The organism is Pseudarthrobacter sp. SL88 (assembly GCF_026672455.1).
Classification (GTDB): Bacteria; Actinomycetota; Actinomycetes; order Actinomycetales; family Micrococcaceae; genus Arthrobacter.
In genome coordinates, this window is the sequence record NZ_JAPPRD010000001.1 from 4,057,652 (window position 1) to 4,075,948 (window position 18,297).

The 18,297-nt window shown below is 64.8% G+C and carries 17 protein-coding genes; 11 read left to right on the forward strand and 6 right to left on the reverse strand.

Translation table 11 applies throughout. The features are described 5' to 3' along the window. Positions 1–268: 268 nt before the first annotated feature. The 5 genes from OVA06_RS18445 to rplI all read left to right on the forward strand — a co-directional run bounded on the left by OVA06_RS18445 (position 269) and on the right by rplI (position 3,710). Complete coding sequence (locus tag OVA06_RS18445; RefSeq protein WP_056080336.1) at positions 269–1,687, forward strand: amino acid permease; 1,419 nt, start codon at positions 269–271, stop codon at positions 1,685–1,687. A gap of 224 nt (positions 1,688–1,911) precedes the next feature. Then, on the forward strand, positions 1,912–2,217 hold the full coding sequence (rpsF, locus tag OVA06_RS18450; protein ID WP_013602900.1) for a 30S ribosomal protein S6: 306 nt from the start codon (positions 1,912–1,914) through the stop codon (positions 2,215–2,217). A 73-nt stretch (positions 2,218–2,290) separates the two neighbouring features. After that, entirely contained in the window at positions 2,291–2,872 is a 582-nt protein-coding gene (locus OVA06_RS18455; RefSeq protein ID WP_015939035.1) for a single-stranded DNA-binding protein, read from the forward strand. Between the two features lie 128 nt (positions 2,873–3,000). Then, positions 3,001–3,240: a 30S ribosomal protein S18 gene (gene rpsR / locus OVA06_RS18460; RefSeq protein ID WP_003800144.1), complete on the forward strand. Its 240-nt coding sequence runs from the start codon at positions 3,001–3,003 to the stop codon at positions 3,238–3,240. Positions 3,241–3,257: 17 nt separating this feature from the next. Next, positions 3,258–3,710, forward strand: a complete 453-nt coding sequence (rplI, locus tag OVA06_RS18465) for a 50S ribosomal protein L9 (protein ID WP_015939034.1) — start codon at positions 3,258–3,260, stop codon at positions 3,708–3,710. A gap of 64 nt (positions 3,711–3,774) precedes the next feature. On the opposite strand, the gene OVA06_RS18470 is transcribed toward rplI, so the two are convergent. Beyond that, positions 3,775–4,197, reverse strand: coding sequence for a DUF1801 domain-containing protein (locus OVA06_RS18470; RefSeq protein ID WP_268160329.1), 423 nt, complete (start codon positions 4,195–4,197; stop codon positions 3,775–3,777). Between the two features lie 72 nt (positions 4,198–4,269). On the opposite strand from OVA06_RS18470, the gene OVA06_RS18475 reads away from it, so the two are divergent. Continuing rightward, positions 4,270–5,106 carry a PhzF family phenazine biosynthesis protein gene (locus OVA06_RS18475; RefSeq protein ID WP_442793588.1) on the forward strand — a complete coding sequence of 279 codons (837 nt, stop codon included), beginning with the start codon at positions 4,270–4,272 and terminating at the stop codon, positions 5,104–5,106. 138 nt (positions 5,107–5,244) lie between these two features. Continuing rightward, entirely contained in the window at positions 5,245–5,871 is a 627-nt protein-coding gene (locus OVA06_RS18480; RefSeq protein WP_261619005.1) for an FMN reductase, read from the forward strand. Positions 5,872–5,904: 33 nt separating this feature from the next. On the opposite strand, the gene OVA06_RS18485 is transcribed toward OVA06_RS18480, so the two are convergent. Then, a complete protein-coding gene (locus OVA06_RS18485; protein WP_268160331.1) occupies positions 5,905–6,477 on the reverse strand; it encodes a hypothetical protein in 573 nt (190 codons plus the stop codon). Positions 6,478–7,282: 805 nt separating this feature from the next. On the opposite strand from OVA06_RS18485, the gene dnaB reads away from it, so the two are divergent. Continuing rightward, positions 7,283–8,668 carry a replicative DNA helicase gene (gene dnaB / locus OVA06_RS18490; protein WP_015939029.1) on the forward strand — a complete coding sequence of 462 codons (1,386 nt, stop codon included), beginning with the start codon at positions 7,283–7,285 and terminating at the stop codon, positions 8,666–8,668. A 28-nt stretch (positions 8,669–8,696) separates the two neighbouring features. On the opposite strand, the gene OVA06_RS18495 is transcribed toward dnaB, so the two are convergent. The 3 genes from OVA06_RS18495 to OVA06_RS18510 form a co-directional block, all read right to left on the reverse strand. Then, complete coding sequence (locus OVA06_RS18495) at positions 8,697–9,668, reverse strand: acyl-CoA thioesterase (RefSeq protein ID WP_268160333.1); 972 nt, start codon at positions 9,666–9,668, stop codon at positions 8,697–8,699. Between the two features lie 153 nt (positions 9,669–9,821). Beyond that, positions 9,822–14,219 carry a rhamnogalacturonan lyase family protein gene (locus OVA06_RS19735; protein ID WP_314212701.1) on the reverse strand — a complete coding sequence of 1,466 codons (4,398 nt, stop codon included), beginning with the start codon at positions 14,217–14,219 and terminating at the stop codon, positions 9,822–9,824. Positions 14,220–14,550: 331 nt separating this feature from the next. Further along, complete coding sequence (locus OVA06_RS18510) at positions 14,551–14,985, reverse strand: DoxX family protein (protein ID WP_056080361.1); 435 nt, start codon at positions 14,983–14,985, stop codon at positions 14,551–14,553. 192 nt (positions 14,986–15,177) lie between these two features. Between OVA06_RS18510 and OVA06_RS18515 the strand changes: the two genes are divergently transcribed. From OVA06_RS18515 to OVA06_RS18525, 3 genes are all read left to right on the forward strand, one after another. Continuing rightward, entirely contained in the window at positions 15,178–16,530 is a 1,353-nt protein-coding gene (locus OVA06_RS18515; protein WP_268160335.1) for an MATE family efflux transporter, read from the forward strand. 26 nt (positions 16,531–16,556) lie between these two features. Further along, positions 16,557–17,147 (forward strand): hypothetical protein, encoded by a 591-nt coding sequence (locus OVA06_RS18520; RefSeq protein WP_268160337.1) that lies wholly within the window; start codon positions 16,557–16,559, stop codon positions 17,145–17,147. Positions 17,148–17,248: 101 nt separating this feature from the next. Further along, positions 17,249–17,617 carry a hypothetical protein gene (locus OVA06_RS18525; protein ID WP_268160339.1) on the forward strand — a complete coding sequence of 123 codons (369 nt, stop codon included), beginning with the start codon at positions 17,249–17,251 and terminating at the stop codon, positions 17,615–17,617. Between the two features lie 72 nt (positions 17,618–17,689). Here the strand turns inward: OVA06_RS18525 and OVA06_RS18530 are convergent, their stop codons facing one another. Further along, complete coding sequence (locus tag OVA06_RS18530; RefSeq protein ID WP_056080371.1) at positions 17,690–18,235, reverse strand: CGNR zinc finger domain-containing protein; 546 nt, start codon at positions 18,233–18,235, stop codon at positions 17,690–17,692. Positions 18,236–18,297 lie beyond the last annotated feature (62 nt).

Below are 18,297 nucleotides of genomic sequence, written 5' to 3' on the forward strand. Positions count from 1 at the left end.
GCGCTGGATTGGCTCAAGATTGGTCGCCGCGTTTCTTGAAGATTTCGGTGTTGCCCGGCATGCATCGTTTGATGCCCTCAGATGTTCGCAGCTGGAGGAAGTTCTGATTTGGGCGGGCCGGGCTTGTGCCGATGCACATAATGCCGTGACCGTTAGCGGGTCTAGGGTGGGAGAAACTTGTGATCCACCGCACTGGACGGGCCCCGGGAAACCTCCGCCGCCGCCAGTAGCCCCAACTCCACGCAATAACCAGAAGGACGGCGCACGCATGCCCGCTGACCAGCAACTGTCCAAGTCGCTCAAACCACGGCACCTTTCCATGATCGCCATCGCCGGCGTCATCGGCGCCGGACTCTTCGTCGGATCCGGTGCCGCCATCCAGCAGGCGGGCCCGGGCATCCTGGTGGCCTACATGGCCGCCGGTATCGTGGTCATCCTGGTGATGCGCATGCTCGGCGAGATGGCCGCGGCCCACCCTGAGACCGGCTCCTTTTCCACCTACGCAGACAAGGCGCTGGGCCGCTGGGCCGGATTCAGCATCGGCTGGCTGTACGCATGGTTCTGGATCATCGTGCTGGGCATCGAAGCCACCGCGGGGGCGGCCATCATGCACCGGTGGATTCCGGGCATCGACCAGTGGGTCTGGGCGCTGATCCTGATGGTCCTCCTGACGCTGACCAACCTCGGTTCGGTCAAGTCCTACGGTGAATTCGAGTTCTGGTTCGCCTCCATCAAGGTCACGGCCATCATCCTGTTCCTCCTCTTCGGCGTGGCAGCCATCCTGGGCCTCGTTCCCGGCGTCCCCGCCCCCGGCCTTGACAACCTGCTGAACAAGGGCGGATTCATGCCCAACGGCCCCGGCGCCGTCCTGGCCGGAATCCTGGTGGTGGTCTTCTCCTTCTTCGGCGCCGAAATTGCCACTATTGCCGCCGGCGAGTCCGAGAACCCGGTTGACGCCGTCAAGAAGGCCGTCAAGTCCACTGTCTGGCGCATCCTCGTTTTCTACATCGGCTCCATCGCCATCGTGGTCACCCTGCTGCCGTGGAACGATGCCAGCGTGGCAAAGAGCCCTTACGTGGCCGTCATTGAGCTCTTCGGAATTCCGGGCGCCGGAACCATCATGGACATCGTGGTGCTGACCTCGGTCCTGTCCTGCCTGAACTCCGGGCTGTACACCGCCAGCCGGATGCTGTTCTCACTGTCCAAGCGCGGAGACGCCCCTGCTTCCTGGACGAAGATTTCCCGGCGCGGCGTGCCGGTTGCTGCCGTGCTCTCCTCCACGGTGGTCGGTTTTGTCACCGTTGGCCTGAACTACATCGCACCGGACACCGTATTCCTTTTCCTGGTCAACACCTCCGGCGCCATTGCGCTGTTCGTCTGGCTGGTCATCGCCTCCTCGCAGCTGATCCTCCGCAAGCGCATGGGCGCCGCCGCCAAGGACCTTGCGCTGAAAATGTGGTTGTTCCCGTATCTGACGTGGCTGTCGATCGGCAGCATCGTTGCCCTGCTCATCGGCATGGTTATCCTGGACTCCACCCGGGAATCCCTGCTGCTGTCCGTGGCGCTGGCCGGAGTCGTGGTGGCCATCGGGGTCCTGCGCTACCGCCGGCGCGGAGCTTCCGCAGGCCAGGCCGGGGACGGACTCGAAGCCGACGACGTCCCGGCCAAGGCGGGACCGGCGTCGTAATCTGCTGCTTTTCCACATAGGAGAGCCCGTGCTGCCATCCCGGCAGCACGGGCTCTAGCCTTGAGTCAAGCGCGAATCGCCTATCCCGTCCAAATGCACTAAGATATTGAAGTCTGTGCTGCGCCTCAGTCACCGTTCCGGTGGCGGGCATGCATGGAATCGCAAATGAACCTCCTGTTACGGAAATGCCGTAACCGCTTAGCCCAAAGGAGGTGGGTTCACATATGCGTCCTTACGAATTGATGGTAATCATCGACCCCGAGGTCGAAGAGCGTACCGTTGAGCCGTCGCTTCAGAAGTTCCTGAACGTCATCACCAACGATGGTGGAACCATCGAAAAGGTTGACATCTGGGGCCGTCGCCGGCTGGCTTACGAGATCAAGAAGAAGTCCGAAGGTATCTACGCCGTGGTGAACTTCACCGCCAAGCCGGAAACCGCCAAGGAACTTGACCGCCAGCTGTCTCTTAACGAGACCATCATGCGCACCAAGATCACCCGCCCCGAAGAGCAGAAGGTTGTTGCCGAGTAATTTCGGTACCACTCTTCATTCTTCACCCCGCAGGACTCGAATCTTCACCCAGGATCGAACAAGGAGGCAGTAGATGGCAGGCGAGACCACCATTACGGTCATCGGTAATCTCACCAATGACCCGGAATTGCGGTTCACACCGTCAGGTTCGGCAGTAGCGAACTTCACCATCGCTTCCACCCCGCGTACCTTTGATCGCCAGTCCAACGAGTGGAAGGACGGGGAAACCCTGTTCCTCCGCGCTGCGGTGTGGCGTGAAGCGGCCGAGAACGTCGCGGAGTCCCTGACAAAGGGCATGCGCGTCATCGTTACCGGCCGCCTGAAGAGCCGTTCCTACGAAACTAAAGAAGGCGAAAAGCGCACCGTTATCGAGCTTGAGGTCGATGAAATCGGCCCCAGCCTGCGCTATGCAAACGCCAAGGTCAACCGCACCCAGCGCTCCGGCGGTCAGGGTGGCGGAGGCTTCGGCGGCGGCAACAGCGGCGGTGGCTTTGGCGGCGGCAACTCTGGTGGAAACCAGGGCGGCAACTCCGGCGGTAACTGGGGTGGCGGCGGGGGCAACCAGCAGGCTGCACAGGACGACCCCTGGGCAACGCCCGGCGTCTCCAACGCAGGTGGCTGGGGCAACGGCCCCGACTCCGAACCGCCCTTCTAAAAAAATCATCTCGGCCCGGCGTCTGGACCGCATCACTGTGCCTGCCGGCACGGTAGCGGTTATCGCCGTCGGACCACCACCATCCCGTGGATCAATATCCACGGGCTCCCTAGAATAGGAGCTCCACGATGGCTAAGGCTGAACTCCGTAAGCCCAAACCAAAGTCCAACCCCTTGAAGGCCGCTGACATCACTGTCATCGACTACAAGGACGTAGCATTGCTGCGCAAGTTCATCTCCGACCGCGGAAAGATCCGCGCCCGTCGCGTCACCGGCGTTACGGTCCAGGAACAGCGCAAGATCGCACAGGCAATCAAGAACGCCCGCGAAGTTGCCCTGCTGCCTTACTCCGGCGCTGGCCGCGGTTAAGGAAGGGATTTACTAACATGGCAAAGCTCATTCTGACCCACGAAGTCACCGGTCTCGGTGCTGCCGGCGATGTTGTCGAGGTCAAGGACGGTTACGCACGTAACTTCCTGCTGCCCCGCAACTTCGCCCTGACCTGGACGAAGGGTGGCGAGAAGCAGGTTGAGTCCATCAAGGCTGCCCGCGCCGCCCGCGAGCACGCTTCCCTGGAAGATGCTCAGAAGCAGGCCGCTGCACTGCAGTCCAAGCCTGTCCAGCTGGTTGTCAAGGCCGGCGAAACCGGACGCCTGTTCGGCACGGTCAAGCAGGCCGACGTCGCCAACGCTGTTGAGGCCGCAGGCCTGGGCAGCATCGACAAGCGCAAGGTTGAACTGCCGGTCCACATCAAGTCGGTTGGTTCCTACCAGGCCAACGTCCGTCTCCACGAGGATGTTGCCGCTGTGATCGAACTCGACGTAGTAGCCGGAAAGTAACTTCTGACTGCACCGAAGACCCCCGCTGCCGGATCACGGCGGCGGGGGTCTTTTGCATCTGCGGTCACGGCCGGTGGAGTTGGGCCATTACGTGGTGGTAGCCGCTTCTGATCATTGCCACCAGAACCTGCCGGTCAACGTCTCCCAGCCTGTTGATGTACAGGCAGGCGGCGCCGGTCTTGTGCTTGCCGAGGGCTTCAAGCTGCGGCCCGGCATCGGGCCCGTACGTCAGCCCGTACAGGGCAAGGTTGGCCTTCCGCGGGGAGAACCCAACGGCGGCTGAGTCGCCTTCCCTGCCGGTGGCATACCTGTAGTGGTAGCTGCCGAAGCCCACGATTGTGGGTCCCCACATCACCGCCTCCTGGCCAGTGATGTCCCGCATGAGCTCCAGCAGTTCGAAACCGTCAGCCCTGCGGACCGGGTGCTCCACTGCTGCCAGGAATTCGTTGACGCCGGCCCCGGTGGGGGCGGTCTTGTTCGCTGCCATGGACGTAGTCTGGCAGACGCCGCCAGGGTACGGCCACACCGGTGATAGCCTGCACCGGTGACCACCCAGAGCATGCGAATCCGCCCGTTCCACCAGGCCGACGTGTTTTCCGCTGAACCGTACCGTGGCAACCCGCTGGCCGTGGTGGTTGATGCCGAAGACCTGTCCGCGGAGCAGATGCAGCACTTCGCGAACTGGACGAATCTCTCCGAAACCACGTTCCTGCTGCCGCCCACAGATCCTGAGGCGGATTACCGGGTGCGTATCTTCACCGGCACTGAGGAGTTTCCTTTTGCCGGCCACCCGACGCTGGGCTCGGCGCACACCTGGCTTGAGGCCGGCGGCGTCCCGAAGTCGGCCGACTGGCTGGTGCAGGAGTGCGGGGCCGGCCTTGTGCGGGTTAAGCGCGACGGCGGCCGGCTCGCCTTCGCTGCGCCGCCGCTGACCCGCTTCGAACCCGTGGACAGTTCCACCCGCCGGCAGCTGGCCGCCGCTCTTCGGCTGCCGGGGCCGGACCTCCTTGATGCGTCCTGGCTGGTCAACGGTCCCGAGTGGATCGGCGTACTGCTGGGATCTGCTGAGCAGGTGCTGGCCCTCGAGCCGGACCTGGCTGCCATGGGGAGCCTCAAGATCGGGGTTATTGGCCCGCACCAGCCGGGTGGGGACGCCGTTTTTGAGGTCCGTACCTTTATTCCGGGCGATGCCATGGTGGAGGATCCCGTGACGGGCAGCTTCAACGCAGGCGCCGCGCAATGGTTGATCGGGACCGGGCGGGCGCCGGAGCAGTACGTGGCGGCACAGGGCACCGTCCTGGGCCGTGCAGGCCGCGTCCACATCTCTGCCGAGGGGGCGAACATCTGGGTGGGTGGCCACTCCGCCACCTGCATCCGCGGGAGCGTCACGCTCTAAGTCCTCTTTCCCGTGGGACTGATGCAGGCCGCGGCACGGCTTGAGGATCCTGCACCGGGAATACCCCGGAAGCGACGCCTGTTCAACAAGTAGATGCAAATGCATGTACGATCAGTGAACCAGCAACAGGAGAACGCCATGGAAACCCGCCGCATCACCGTCCTTTCCGCCGGACTCGGCGTCCCGTCGTCGAGCCGTCTTCTTGCCGACCAGTTGGCGGCGTCGGCCAAACGTCAACTGGAGGCCGCCGGATACAGCGTGGAAGTGGAAACCGTCGAGCTGCGGGACCTGGCGGTGGACATCGCCAACAACTTCGTCACCGGCTACGCCGCGCCGCACCTGGCCGACGTGATCGCCACAGTCGAAGCAGCAGACGGCATCATCGCGGTGTCCCCCGTGTTCAGTGCGTCGTACAGCGGGCTCTTCAAGTCGTTCTTCGACGTGCTGGACCCCAAGTCCCTGGACGGCAAGGCGGTCCTGCTGGGTGCCACCGGCGGAACGGACCGGCACCAGATGGTCCTGGACTACGCCATGCGCCCCCTGTTCAGCTACCTCCGCACCCGGATTGCGGCCACGGCCGTGTTCGCCGGGCCGCAGGACTGGGGCACAGCGAGCGACGCCGGCACCTCCCTGGCCAGCAGGGTGGACCGGGCATCCGGCGAGTTTTCGCAGCTCCTGGAAGGGCTGCAGCCGGGCCGCAAGCTGGCGCCCATGGAATCCCTTCCGTTCGAGCAGCTTCTTGCGGGAATCTCCGGAACCAACTGACCAGCAGGATGGCCTTCCGCCGGCTGGCCCGCCTTAGTCGTCGAGGAGCTCGATGAACTCCCGCGCCTGCTTCATCGAAATGTCTGAGTGGCGCGTCAGGGCTGCAGCTGCTGCCTCTGCATCGCCGTTGCGGGCCAGCGTGCGGATCCTGCCGTAGATCTCGTCGTTGAGCATGTTGCTGCTGACTTCACGGGTCACGTCGCCCTTGCTGGCGATGGCCCGGTAACGGTACGGGAAGCGCTGTGGCTCGTCATCCTCGTCGTCCTCCGGCGTGCTTCCTGGCGCTTCCGGGCTGCGGTAGGGCTGTGGGTGGGAGGCCAAAGCCCCCACGGCATCGCGGGAGGCCCGCAGGCCGTCCCCGGTCGCCTCGTAATACAGCTTGATGGCCGCCATCGCCTGGCCCTGCGCGATCAGCGCATATATACGCCGATGTTCCGCTTCGGACAGCTTGGCCGCCGCGGACCTGGCAAGCTCCGCCGCTCCGGGGGAAGGCTGCTGGGGGGCGGCGTCATGCGCGGCCTTCCTGTTGCCCAGGGCCCGGGAGGCCAGTGCAACGGCAACTGCCACAGCGACGAGGATCAGGGCGGGGATGACAAGCGATTCCATGGTTCTAAAGCCGTTCTCTAACTACCTGCTGCTGCGGGTATGGCCGGGGCCGCTGTGGAAAGGACCCGGGGCCGGTGGACGTCACTGGACCCCACATAATCACCACCAGGACAATCGCAGGCAACAGAACCAAGAGTAGTTCGCCCATACCTACGAGCTTAGGGCAGATCCGGGTTATCCACAGCAATATTCACCGCGCTGCATTCTCGGTCCACCGGCAGCCCGGGCAGTCTTCCGAGGGAATATGAAATCCTCCCCTTGACCCGCATGAGGTGTGTCACGGATACCGGCAACACGCGCAGGAGCGGCATGTTCCGACACGCCGCTGTGGATGAAATTCCACAGCAGAAATATTTGCTCCACATGCCCTGAGAAGAGTTTTAGCTGGTCAGAGCCTTGATGAGGGCTAAACTTTTTTCTTTTCCACAACTTTCCACACAGGCTGTGCACAAGCTATGCCGGTTAGTACACAGGTTATCCACAGGCGGTCCCGGCGGCGGACTTTGCGGTGGGGCCGGGGCCCGCTAGCGTGACGGGGTACCTGTTCCAGGGATCAATTGCGGCCCGCGGACCTGCACGGAAGGCAGGCCGGACAGCTGCGGCAAACCCTGGGGGAGGGGTCTCTGTGGAAAAGCTGTGGATTTGGGGATAACTCCTGTGCACAAGTCGGGTCGGAGGCCAGGTCAGGCGCAGTGTCGGACCCTGCCGGTAGAAATTGGACAGGTGGCGGAACCCGGATTTCCGGCGAAGCCTTTGCAGGACGGCAACCACCGGGCAGGCCCGGTAACTATGGAGGACGGCAGCTTTGTCAATCGCGCATCTGGACGAGGTCGAAACTACCCGCGGATCAGACGCGAGCCGAAAGCCTCCGCAGGACATCCCCGCTGAGCAGTCCGTCCTGGGCGGCATGATGCTGTCCAAGGACGCCATCGCGGACGTTGTCGAGATCCTCCGCGGCCAGGACTTCTACCGCCCCGCCCACGAAACCATTTACGAAGCGATCATCGATCTTTACGGCCGCGGTGAGCCCGCGGACGCCGTCACGGTCTCCGACGAGCTGACCAAGCGGGCCGAGATCAACAGGATCGGTGGCCCGGCCTATCTGCACGAGCTGATCCAGACTGTTCCCACGGCTGCCAACGCCGGCTACTACGCCGAAATCGTTGCCGAACGTGCGGTGCTGCGCCGCCTCGTCAACGCCGGGACCAAGATCGTCCAGCTGGGCTACGGCTCTGACGGCGAAGTGGAGGATCTGGTCAACCAGGCCCAGGCCGAGGTCTACGCCGTTGCCGAGCGCCGTACGGCTGAGGATTATGTGGTCCTCAAGGACGTCATGGAATCCACCGTGGACGAGATCGAGGCCTCGGGCCACCGCGGCGAAGGCATGGTGGGCGTGCCCACCGGCTTCTATGAGCTCGACGAGCTTACCCACGGCCTGCACCCCGGCCAGATGATCGTCATCGCAGCCCGTCCCGCGGTGGGCAAGTCCACCTTCGCACTGGACTTCGCCCGCTCGGCGGCCATCAAGAACAATCTGGCCACCGTCATGTTCTCCCTGGAAATGGGCCGGAACGAGATTGCCATGCGCCTCCTCTCGGCCGAGGCAACCATCGGCCTGCAGGACCTCCGCAAGGGCACCATCAAGGACGAACAGTGGTCCAAGATCGCCACCACCATGGGCCGCATGAACGATGCTCCGCTGTTCATCGATGACAGCCCCAACATGTCCCTCATGGAGATCCGGGCCAAGTGCCGGCGCCTGAAGCAGCAGCATGACCTCAAGCTCGTCATCCTCGACTACCTGCAGCTCATGAGCTCGGGCAAGAAAGTGGAATCGCGCCAGCAGGAAGTCTCCGAATTCTCCCGTGCCCTCAAGCTCCTGGCCAAGGAACTCCAAGTGCCGGTTATCGCCCTGTCCCAGCTGAACCGTGGCTCAGAGCAGCGGCAGGACAAGCGCCCCATGGTTTCGGACCTCCGCGAATCCGGCTCCATCGAGCAGGACGCGGACATGGTCATCCTGCTGCACCGTGAGGACGTCTACGACAAGGAATCCCCGCGCGCCGGTGAGGCCGACATCCTGATCGCCAAGCACCGTAACGGCCCCACCAAGGACATCGTGGTGGCGTTCCAGGGCCACTACTCCCGGTTCGCCAACATGGCTGGTGACGCCGGCGGCGGCGGAGGCTTCTAGGCTGGACGCCGGTGCAGCCTGGCCAGGGTCAGTCCCCGGCCAGTAGGTGGTTCGGCAGCCGGTTCCCTGGCGCCGTGCCCCTGATCTCCAGCAGTTCCCGCGCGTGGGCGTGAAGCCGCTTGTCTTCGTCGCTGACCGGCACCCAGGCCGGGATGGGCACGGAGTTGCCTGCGCCGTCGCGCGCCACCATGACCGTGAGGCAATACGTGGTGAGGTTCAGTTCACGGCCCTTGGGATCGCCGGAGCGGACGTGGACGGCGATGTGCATCCCCTTCGTGCCGGTGTACACCAGGCGGGCCTCTACTTCCACCACGTGCCCGATCAGGAGGGGCCGGTAGAAGCGGACACCGCCGGAAAACACGGCCACCGTGTCCTTGCCGCAGTAGCGTGACGCGCAGACGTAGGCGGCCTCATCGATCCACTTCATGACGATTCCGCCGTGGACCTTGCCGCCCCAGTTCACGTCGGTGGGCGCAGCCATGAAACGCAACGTCACCCGTTCGGCCGTGCCGGCGTCGGTATATTCCTGATGGTTCATAGCTTCGACGATCTGTTCGCGGACCTTGATGCGGGCCAGGGCGTGGTCGCGCTGTTCGATCTCCGCTGCGCTGTAAGGCTCAAACTGCTTGACCGGGATGGGTTTGCCGTCCTCGCCCACCGCCACGAAGATCACCATGCACTGGCTGCGCATGGTGGCAGGGCCGCCCTTGGGGTCGCTGGAGGAGACGACGGTGCGGATGTGCATGGAGGACCGGCCGGTGTAGACGATGGTGGCCTCCACCTCCACCATGTCGCCGCTGTTGACAGGATCCGCGAAGTGGATGTTCCCCACATATGCCGTGACGCAGTAGGACTGTGCCCACCCCACGGCGGCGGCATAGGCGGCCTTGTCCACCCATTCCAGTACCGTCCCGGCATCCACGGAGCCGCTGTGGCCAACGTCGGTGGGTGCCGCCAGGAAGCGGAGGGTCACGGAGTTGGGCGCACCGGTCTCAGTCATGCTGCCGATCTTACTGAGGCGCCGAGTTACCCGCCGGTTCCGGTGGGTAACAGACGCAACAGCGCGGCGCGGCCAGCCGGAAATTTGGCCGGAAACGCGGCTGCCCCGCCCGCCTGGAGGACGGACGGGGCAGCGCTATGGGGGAATCGCAGGCTAGCCGGCGCGGGTGTAAACGATGTCGGGCTGGGTGGGAAGCTCCATCCCTTCGCCGATGAAGAATCCCGGATGCGGCGGCTGGTTGTAGGAGATGTTCTCCCGTGCCACGGACAGCCGGTACACCGGATCGTGCATCAGGGTGCGGAGCCGGAGGTCCGTTCCTGAACTGGTGGTGTAAATTCGCAGCTCCGTGCTGTCTGCCGAGGGCCAGGCGATCTCTTCCCGCCAGTCACCCAGGAGGTCGGCCTGGATGGCCGGGGTTCCCTTGGTGCTGTTGTTGGACTTGGCGCCCGTGGCGGTCAGCAGCCGGTCGCTGGATTCCGTTTCCCAGTTCCACTTGGCGATGCTGGGCGTGCCCGTGTTGGTTGTGGCGTTCCAGTCGTGATCGACAATCTCGCGGAGGAGGTCGCCGTCCCACCAAGCCAGGAAGTTGGCGGCGGGGATTTGCTCCGCGATCAGTTCGCCCTTGGCGGACCGGAGCTGGCCGACCGGGGAGTTCCAGGCGGCGTCCCCGCCGATGGCCCAACCCTCGGCGCCGGCGTAGCGCGGATCGATGTCACCCATCGCAGCGCGTCCGGTGTCCTTTACTGCCGGGATGCTCCACAGGATCTGGCCGGTCTTCGAATCCCGGAAGGTGGCACCAAGGTTTCCACTGGACCCCATGTCCTCATGGGCGGCGAACGTTTCCAAGCCCGGACGGGACGGATCGAAGTCGCTCGTGTGGATGGCATCACCGTGGCCCAGGCCGGTGGTGTACAGCGGCTTGCCGTTGTCATCGATGGTCATGGAACCGAAGATGAATTCGTCCTTGCCGTCGGCGTCCACGTCCGCCACAGAGAGGTTGTGGTTGCCCTGTCCACGGTACTGCGCACCGGCGATGTCCGAATCAAATGTCCAGCGCTTTGTGATCTTGCCGTTCACCAGGTCGTAGGCGGCCAGTGCGGCGCGGGTGTAGTAGCCGCGGCTGAACATCATGGATGGGCGTTCCCCGTCCAGGTAGGCCACGGCGCCCAGGAACCGGTCCACACGGTTGCCGTACGTGTCGCCCCAGGCGCCGACGTCGCCGCGTGGCGGGTCGTAGGCCACGGTGTCCATTATGGTGCCGGTGGCCCCGTGGAACACGGTGAGGAACTCCGGTCCGCTGAGCACGTAGCCGCTGCTGTTGCGGTAATCCGCGCCGGCGTTTCCGATCACCGTTCCAGCTGCGTCCCGGGTGCCGTCAGCCGTCTTCATGGCGACCTCGGCCTTGCCGTCGCCGTCGAAGTCGTAGGCCAGCAGCTGTGTGTAGTGGGCACCTGCACGGATGTTTGGTCCCATGTTGATCCGCCACAGCCTGGTGCCGTCCATCCGGTAGGCATCCACGTACACGGTTCCCGTGTAACCGGACTGGGAGTTGTCCTTGGCGTTGGACGGGGACCACATCTGCAGGATCTCGTAGGTGCCGTCGCCGTCCAGATCGGCCACGCTGGAGTCGCCAGCCGAGTAGGTGTAAGGCTGCCCGTCCTTGGTGTAGTCGTCCGCCGGTTTGTCCAGTTTCACGGACAGGTAGCTTTGCGCCAGCGGTGTGAACTCCTGGGTCAGCTGGTCACCGCCGGCGCCGACCGCCTTGATGACGTACCGCGAGGAGACCGTGCCTGCCGGGTCCAGGAACGTGGTGCTGTTGCGGATCGGCTCTTTGGTGAGCTTGACGCCGTCGCGGATCACGTGGAAGCCGATCTGCTCGGGGTCCAGGCCCAGCATGCGCCAGCCCACACGGACGCCGCCGTCCACGAGCAACGCAACGGGAGCGCGGTCGAGCTTCTCCATCTGCCGGTTCACCACAGTGATCTTTTCGGTCCCCGCCACGGGTGAGGGGGCTGACTCGCCGCCCTTGTTCACGGTTGTGACACGGTAGTAGTACTTGATGGTGGTCAGCACGGTGTAGTCGGTGTAGGTGACTTCCGATGCCCTGCCTACGTATTCGAAAGGACCATCCGGTGAGGTGGAGCGGTAGACCTGGTAGAACGCAGCGTTTGACACCTTTTGCCATTTCAACGTGACGCTGGTCTTCTCGACTGCCTTGACGTCCACCTTGCCGGTAGCCGCCGGGACGGGCGTGTTGGGATCCACCAGTGCGGTCTCCACGGTGTTGGAGGGCACTGACTCGAGACCGGTGTTGTCCAGGGCGGTCACGAAGTACTTGTACTTCAGCCCGGCCAATGCGGTGGTGTCGTGGAAGGCGGGCACGGCGACGTTCTCGGCCACCAGATGCGGTTCTGTTTCGAAGGACGCCTGCCGGAAGACTTTGTAGCCGGCGGCGTCACCCACTGCGTCCCAGGCGAGGTCCACGGTCGCGGGTTCGACCGCTGCGTCCACGGCCGTGGTGCGCAGGTTGGTTGGTCCCACCAGCAGCGGGGTGACTTCGAGGCCATTCAGGCGCTGGCCGGAGCCGCTGATGGTCAGGTTGAGCTGCCCGTCCGAGACCAGGACCTGGTTGATGATCTTGGTGGCCGAGGAGGCCCGGCTGGAGGACACCTGCCCAAACGGGATGCCTTCGGCGGCAACGTCGGTGCGAGTGGAGCCGATCCAGTCGCTGTGATAGGTCTTCAGGGCGTAGGTGCCGTTGGGTACGTCCAGCTGGAATTCGAAGCTGGTGCCGCTCAGCACGAAGTCGCGCAGCAGGTTGCTGGTTACCGCGCCGCGGTCCCGGTCGCTGAGGACAGAGAGGTCCTTGAACCCGAACGTGCGCTCCGGGCTGTAAACCATGGTGCGGTTCACCTCGGTGTAGCCGGGCTCCACGGGGGCGCCCACCGGGCCGAAGTCGAACTTGTACTTCGCCTGCTTGGTGGATACGGCCAGCGTGTCGCTGGGTTCGGAGAGGCCCTTTCCGTTCATCGCCGCGATCCGCACGCTGTACTTAGTGCCTTCTGTCAGCCCGGCCAGGTTGGCGGTTGGCACCGTGGCGGTGGTGGTGAGCTGGAAGGCGCTGTCAGGTTCGGAGGCCAGCTTGCGGTACACCTTGTAGATGTCTGCGCCGTCAACCGGCTGCCATTTGAGCAGCGCCCCGGCGTTGGAGACACTGCCCGCCACCAGTCCCTGCGGCTTGGAGGGAACAGACGACGGCGGGGCCACCTCCTTGACACGCGACGCCAGGGGAACATTGAGCTGCTTCACGCCGCCCGCAACCAGCCGGGCGATCTGGATGGCGCCGTATTCCTGGAAATGGGTGTTGTCGACCGTGCCCGTGGGCCGGTTCGGGTAGACGCCGGCGTCCACATGAAGGAACACGGACTTGGTGTCCTCCGTACCGATTGCGTCGTAGTAGGCGCGGCTCGAAGCCGACAAATCCACCACAGCCACGTTCTCCTCCGCGGCGAGCTCCTGCATCTTGGCCACGTACTCCGGGAAGCTGACCCGGAACTTGCCGGTGGCCTCGTCGTAGTCGCGCCGTCCAACCGGCGTCACCAGGATGGGGATGGCACCGCGCTGGCGTGCGCCGTGGACATAGGTGCGCAGGTATTCCTTATAGTCGGCGGGGGACGCGTATCTGTCGTCCACGCCGACGGTTGCGTCGTTGTGGCCGAACTGGACCATGAGGTAGTCCCCGGGGTTGATGACGCGGAGAACCTCATCGAGCCGGCCCTGGCTGATGAAGTTCTTGGAGCTCCGTCCGCCGATAGCGTGGTTGCGGAACGTGACGGCACTATCGAAGTACCGGTCGATCATTTGGCCCCAGCCGGCCTGCGGAACGAACCCGGGATCGTAGGTCTGGACTGTGGAATCGCCGGTGAGGTACACGGCAGGATCGGTGGTTGCAGCGCGCGGAGCCCTGGCAGCGATGACAAGGGAGTTGATGTTGGCTGCGGCGCCGCTGAAATCAAGGTTCAATTGGCCGTCAACCAGCGAGATGGGGAATTCCATCTCAAGGTATTGGCTGGCGGGCTTGTCCGTGAGCTGGACTTTGGCCATTTTCTCCGCGGTGATCGCGATGTTGGTCGCTTCCACGGCGTCGCCCGCGATCAGCTTTACCGTGTAGTCGCCGTTCGGCAGGTCTACCAGGAAGCTGCTGCCCTGGGCCTGGACGAAGTCGGACCGCAGGGCGTCCTCGGTGCCGCGGTCGGTTCCGGAGGTGACTGAGGTGTCTGAAAAGCCGAATTTTCCTGTGGCGGAATACTGAGTGCCCGCTTCGACGCGCGTGTAACCGTCAGCGGTGGCGCCGGGGCCAAAGTCGAATTTGAATCCGCTGCCAACCGGGGGAAGCGCGGTATCTGCATGGACGGGCGGAAGACCGGCGAGGGCAATGGCCGCGGATGCGGCTGCGGCAGTGACGGCCTTGGCGCCGGTACTGCGAAGCGTTCGCCGCCTGGGTGGCGGGCCTTCGGGTTGGAGCGGTACGGCTTGCTGGGTTTGTCTCACTGTCATCTCCTTCGATGCGTGGTGCAAGCGGCCCCAGCTCGGTCTTGGAACGATTCAATGGAACTGCAAAATTTCGGGAGGCGCGCAGTTGCCGAATGGTTCCGGGGAGGACCGGTGGAAGGTGTGGCTGAGACCAGGGGTGCGATGCTGCAGCTCACACTGCAACAGACATTGGTCTATCAGGCCCAGCAATTCCAGGGCAAGCGTTTTCCCATCTTTCCCGAATCTTTTTGTGGGAAAATGTTCGGCTTTGTGATGTGCGTTGCCGCGCCGGTTAAACCAGGACGGCGGCCACGCCCCGTGGCGCGCAGCCGCCGTCGTGGGCATTGCCTTAGGCCAGGACTGCCAGCTTGGAGTTCCTGCGGCCGAAGAGGGCGCGGTCCACGGAGACGCGGCCGGCGCCCGTGAGGGCCAGTGCAAAGGCGGCAGCTGCGAGGAGCAGAACCAGCTCGTAGCCGCCATTGGCAGCGAAAACTCCGGCGGAAGCGTGCACCAGGAAGAGCGCGCCCAGCATATCGAGGGCCAGGAGGGCGGCCACAACGCGGGTCAGGATGCCCAGGATCAGGGCGATGCCGCCGGCGAGTTCGAGGACGGCGACGGCCGGGGCCATCACATCGGCGGCAGGGACGCCCATCTTGGCGAAGGAGGCCTGGGTGCCGGCAATGGTCCACTCGTTGAACTTCTGCCAGCCGTGGGCTGCGAAGAGGAAGCCCAGGACAATGCGGAGGGCCGTGATGGCGGTGGTGGTCAGGCGGGATTGGTTCATGGGGTTTCACCGTTTCGGATATCGGTCGGAGCTGGACACATGCAAGCAGGGGCCGGATCGCAGCGTTGAACCCTTCCAGTGTTCCGCAGGATTGGTTGAAGAGTCAACCAATCGATGGATTCTGTGGGATATGTCATGACCGTGACGTCACAGTCGCCAGGCTCCCCGCGCCGTGGCCGTTAGGCTGGCACGGTGTCCCAACCCTCCACCTCCGCGCCTGTAGCCTCGCGCCGCGGCAACGCCCGCGAGATCCTCCGCCTTGCCGTCCCCGCGTTCGGTGCACTCGTGGCCGAACCCCTGTTCCTGCTGGCGGACTCGGCCATTGTGGGGCACCTGGGAGTGGCCCAACTGGCGGGCGTGGGACTGGCCTCAGCCGTGCTGCACACTGTCGTGGGGCTGATGGTTTTCCTCGCCTACTCCACCACCCCCGCGGTGGCACGGGCCATCGGTGACGGCCAGCTCGGGAAAGCACTGGCTGCAGGGCGCGACGGCGTCTGGCTGGCCATGCTGCTGGGCGTTGTCCTGGCGGCGGCCGGCTTTGTGGCCGCCGAGCCGCTGATCGGGCTCATGGGCGCAGAAGGAGAGGTGCGCGCCTTCGCCGTCGACTACCTCCGGTGGTCCATGCCGGGACTTGTGGCGATGTTGCTGGTCTTTGCCGGGACCGGCGTGCTCCGCGGACTCCAGGACACCCGCACCCCGCTGGTGGTGGCCACTGCCGGCTTCGGGCTGAACATCGTCCTGAACCTCTGGCTGGTCTACGGGCTCAACTGGTCCGTCACCGGCTCTGCCGTGGGCACCAGCGTGGCGCAGTGGGGCATGGCGGCTGTCTACGTGCTGATGGTGCGGCGCAACGCCCTCCGGCATGGCGTGTCGCTGTTGCCCAGTTGGCACGGTATCCGAAGCATGACCAAGGTGGGGTCGTGGCTTATGCTGCGCACCCTCAGTCTGCGGGCCGCAATCCTGGTGACGGTCCTGGTGGTAACCGGACAGGGCGCCATCAACCTGGCGGCACACCAGCTCGCCATGACCATATTTTCCTTCCTGGCCTTCGCCCTGGACGCCCTGGCCATCGCCGCGCAGGCACTGATCGGCAAGGAACTGGGCGGTTCCAACGCCGCCCGCGCCCGGTTGCTCACCACCACCATGATCCGCTGGGGCATAGGCTTCGGCGTGGTCACGGGGCTGCTCCTCGCGGCGGTGGCGCCATGGGCCGGCGCGCTCTTTACCCCCGACAGTGAAGTGCAGGCCGCCCTGGCCATCGCCCTGTGGATCCTGGCCGCGGGCCAGCCCATCGCCGGGTACGTCTTCGTGCTGGACGGAGTGCTGATCGGCGCGGGGGATGCCCGCTACCTGGCCCTGGCCGGCCTGCTGAATGTTGCCGCCTATGCCCCGATGCTGGCGGCTGTCGCGTTGTCCGGGGCTTCAGGGGTCGCGGGGCTCGGCTGGCTGTGGGCAGCATTCTCCATCGGATACATGGCGGCGCGGGCACTCACCCTGGGCCTGCGCGCCCGGAGTGACCGGTGGATGGTGCTGGGTTCGGCCTAACCGTGACGCGCAACTAAACTGGACCGGTGACACATCCCTTGACACCCGCAGGCGCCGCCCAGGGAACCGCCCCGCGCACCGACCTGTGGAAGCCGGTCCTGCTGCGCTCCGCAGTCTCGCTGGGCTTCGGAGCAGTAACGATCTTTTGGGCAACGCCCTCCGTGGAAGCCATGGGCTGGGCCGGCGGCCTGTACCTCCTGTCCATCGGCGCCATCACCCTCTGGGGTATCCCGGCCACCGGCTTCGGGCGCGAGTCTGCGGCCGGCAAGCTGCTCTCGGCCTCCGGTTCCGTGCTGGCAGGTGCGGGGTTCGCGGTGCTCCTGCTGCACAGCGACCTCCTGTTCGGTGTCATCGCGGCGCTGGGACTCGGCGTCGCCGGAGCCCTGGAGCTGGCCTGCGGCATTCGGAACCGCGGCCGGCACGTCCTGGCCCGCGACTGGATCACCTCCGGCCTCATCAGCCTCGGAACTGCGGTGATCCTGCCGTTCTTCATCAGCCTTGGTGCGCACGCGCTGCTGGGCGTGGCCGGCGGCGGGGCCATCATCCTCGGTGTGCTGTGGGTGCTGTCCGGGCTGACGCTCAGGCACGATTCCCGCAGTACGGCCGCTAAGCCGTAAACTAGGAAGGTCCCGGTTCTACTCGTTGTAGAAATTTCGCCGGGGCCACCCACAACGTATACCGGGCCGGCCATCCATGCCGCCCGCAGGGAGGACTTACCGTGGCAGACCAGCACCAGGGAAAACCGCGCAAGCTGCGGACCTCTGTGAAGGGCCCGCTGATGTTCTCCGCGTTCTGGGCCGTCGTGGCCTTCTTTGCCGTGGTGATTTTCGCTTCCGGCGGCAGCGCCCGCGCTCCCCGTTTCGACCTTGCTTTCACGGCTGCCGGAATCGCCTTCATCGTCACCCTGGTGATCGCCGCCATGCTGTCCATGAGCCACAAGGAAAATGCCGAGCACCTGGGCAAGGGGTCCGGCGTCAACCTCAGCTCGGCCAAGAACACTTCCCACGGCTTCGGCGGGACCAACGCCCCCGGCTCGCCTGAGCAGCAGGATCCCGACGGCGGCACTGAAGGTTCCGCGGGCCGCTAACCCACCGCCGGTCCCGCCGTCCGCGCCAGGCTTATGAAGCCAACCCGCCGGACGTCGAAAGCCGGCGCGCCGCTAGCCGGCCGCGGCCTGCCGTGCCCGGTAGGCCGCCACGTGAGCCCGGTTGGCGCAGTTGCCCGTATCGCAGTAGCGCTTCGAGCGGTTTCGGCTGAGGTCCAGCACCGCCGCGTCGCAGTCCTCGGCCTCGCAGACGCGAAGCCTGTCCATCTCCTTGCTGCGCACCACATCCGCCAGCGCCATCGCGGCCTCCGTGCTGATCCGGTCCGCAAGCGGGGCCTCGGGCGTGGTGGCGTGCAGATGCCAGTCCCAGCCGTCGTGCCTGACAAGTTGGGGAAGGGCGTTGGCGTCGCGGAGCAGGCGGTTGATCGTCTCTACAGCACCGTCCTCCCCAGCCACCCACGCCCCGGCCAGTTCCCCGCGCAGCCGCCGGACGCTGGCCAGCTCTGCCTCATTCCTGGCCCTGGAGCCTGAGAACTGCTCGGCTGCAAGGAACCCGTCCAGATCCTGCTGGGATGCCAGGGCTTCGCGTCCGTTGGCACCGGAATTGATGAGGTTGACCACGCTGCGCAGCGCAACCTCAGTGTCAGGGGCAAATACCATCTTGACTCCTTACAGCGCCGAAGCGTACTGTCATGACCAATACCCCACTTTACTCCTGACAG

Excerpts from the sequence above, each read along its gene's own strand:
- OVA06_RS18530 (WP_056080371.1), bottom strand. The coding sequence starts at position 18,235 with ATGGTATTTGCCCCTGACACTGAGGTTGCGCTGCGCAGCGTGGTCAAC.
- OVA06_RS18510 (WP_056080361.1), bottom strand. The coding sequence starts at position 14,985 with ATGAACCAATCCCGCCTGACCACCACCGCCATCACGGCCCTCCGCATT.
- OVA06_RS18470 (WP_268160329.1), bottom strand. The coding sequence starts at position 4,197 with ATGGCAGCGAACAAGACCGCCCCCACCGGGGCCGGCGTCAACGAATTC.
- rpsF (WP_013602900.1), top strand. The coding sequence starts at position 1,912 with ATGCGTCCTTACGAATTGATGGTAATCATCGACCCCGAGGTCGAAGAG.
- OVA06_RS18485 (WP_268160331.1), bottom strand. The coding sequence starts at position 6,477 with ATGGAATCGCTTGTCATCCCCGCCCTGATCCTCGTCGCTGTGGCAGTT.
- OVA06_RS18475 (WP_442793588.1), top strand. The coding sequence starts at position 4,270 with ATGCGAATCCGCCCGTTCCACCAGGCCGACGTGTTTTCCGCTGAACCG.
- rplI (WP_015939034.1), top strand. The coding sequence starts at position 3,258 with ATGGCAAAGCTCATTCTGACCCACGAAGTCACCGGTCTCGGTGCTGCC.
- OVA06_RS18480 (WP_261619005.1), top strand. The coding sequence starts at position 5,245 with ATGGAAACCCGCCGCATCACCGTCCTTTCCGCCGGACTCGGCGTCCCG.
- OVA06_RS18495 (WP_268160333.1), bottom strand. The coding sequence starts at position 9,668 with ATGACTGAGACCGGTGCGCCCAACTCCGTGACCCTCCGCTTCCTGGCG.
- OVA06_RS18445 (WP_056080336.1), top strand. The coding sequence starts at position 269 with ATGCCCGCTGACCAGCAACTGTCCAAGTCGCTCAAACCACGGCACCTT.
- OVA06_RS18455 (WP_015939035.1), top strand. The coding sequence starts at position 2,291 with ATGGCAGGCGAGACCACCATTACGGTCATCGGTAATCTCACCAATGAC.
- rpsR (WP_003800144.1), top strand. The coding sequence starts at position 3,001 with ATGGCTAAGGCTGAACTCCGTAAGCCCAAACCAAAGTCCAACCCCTTG.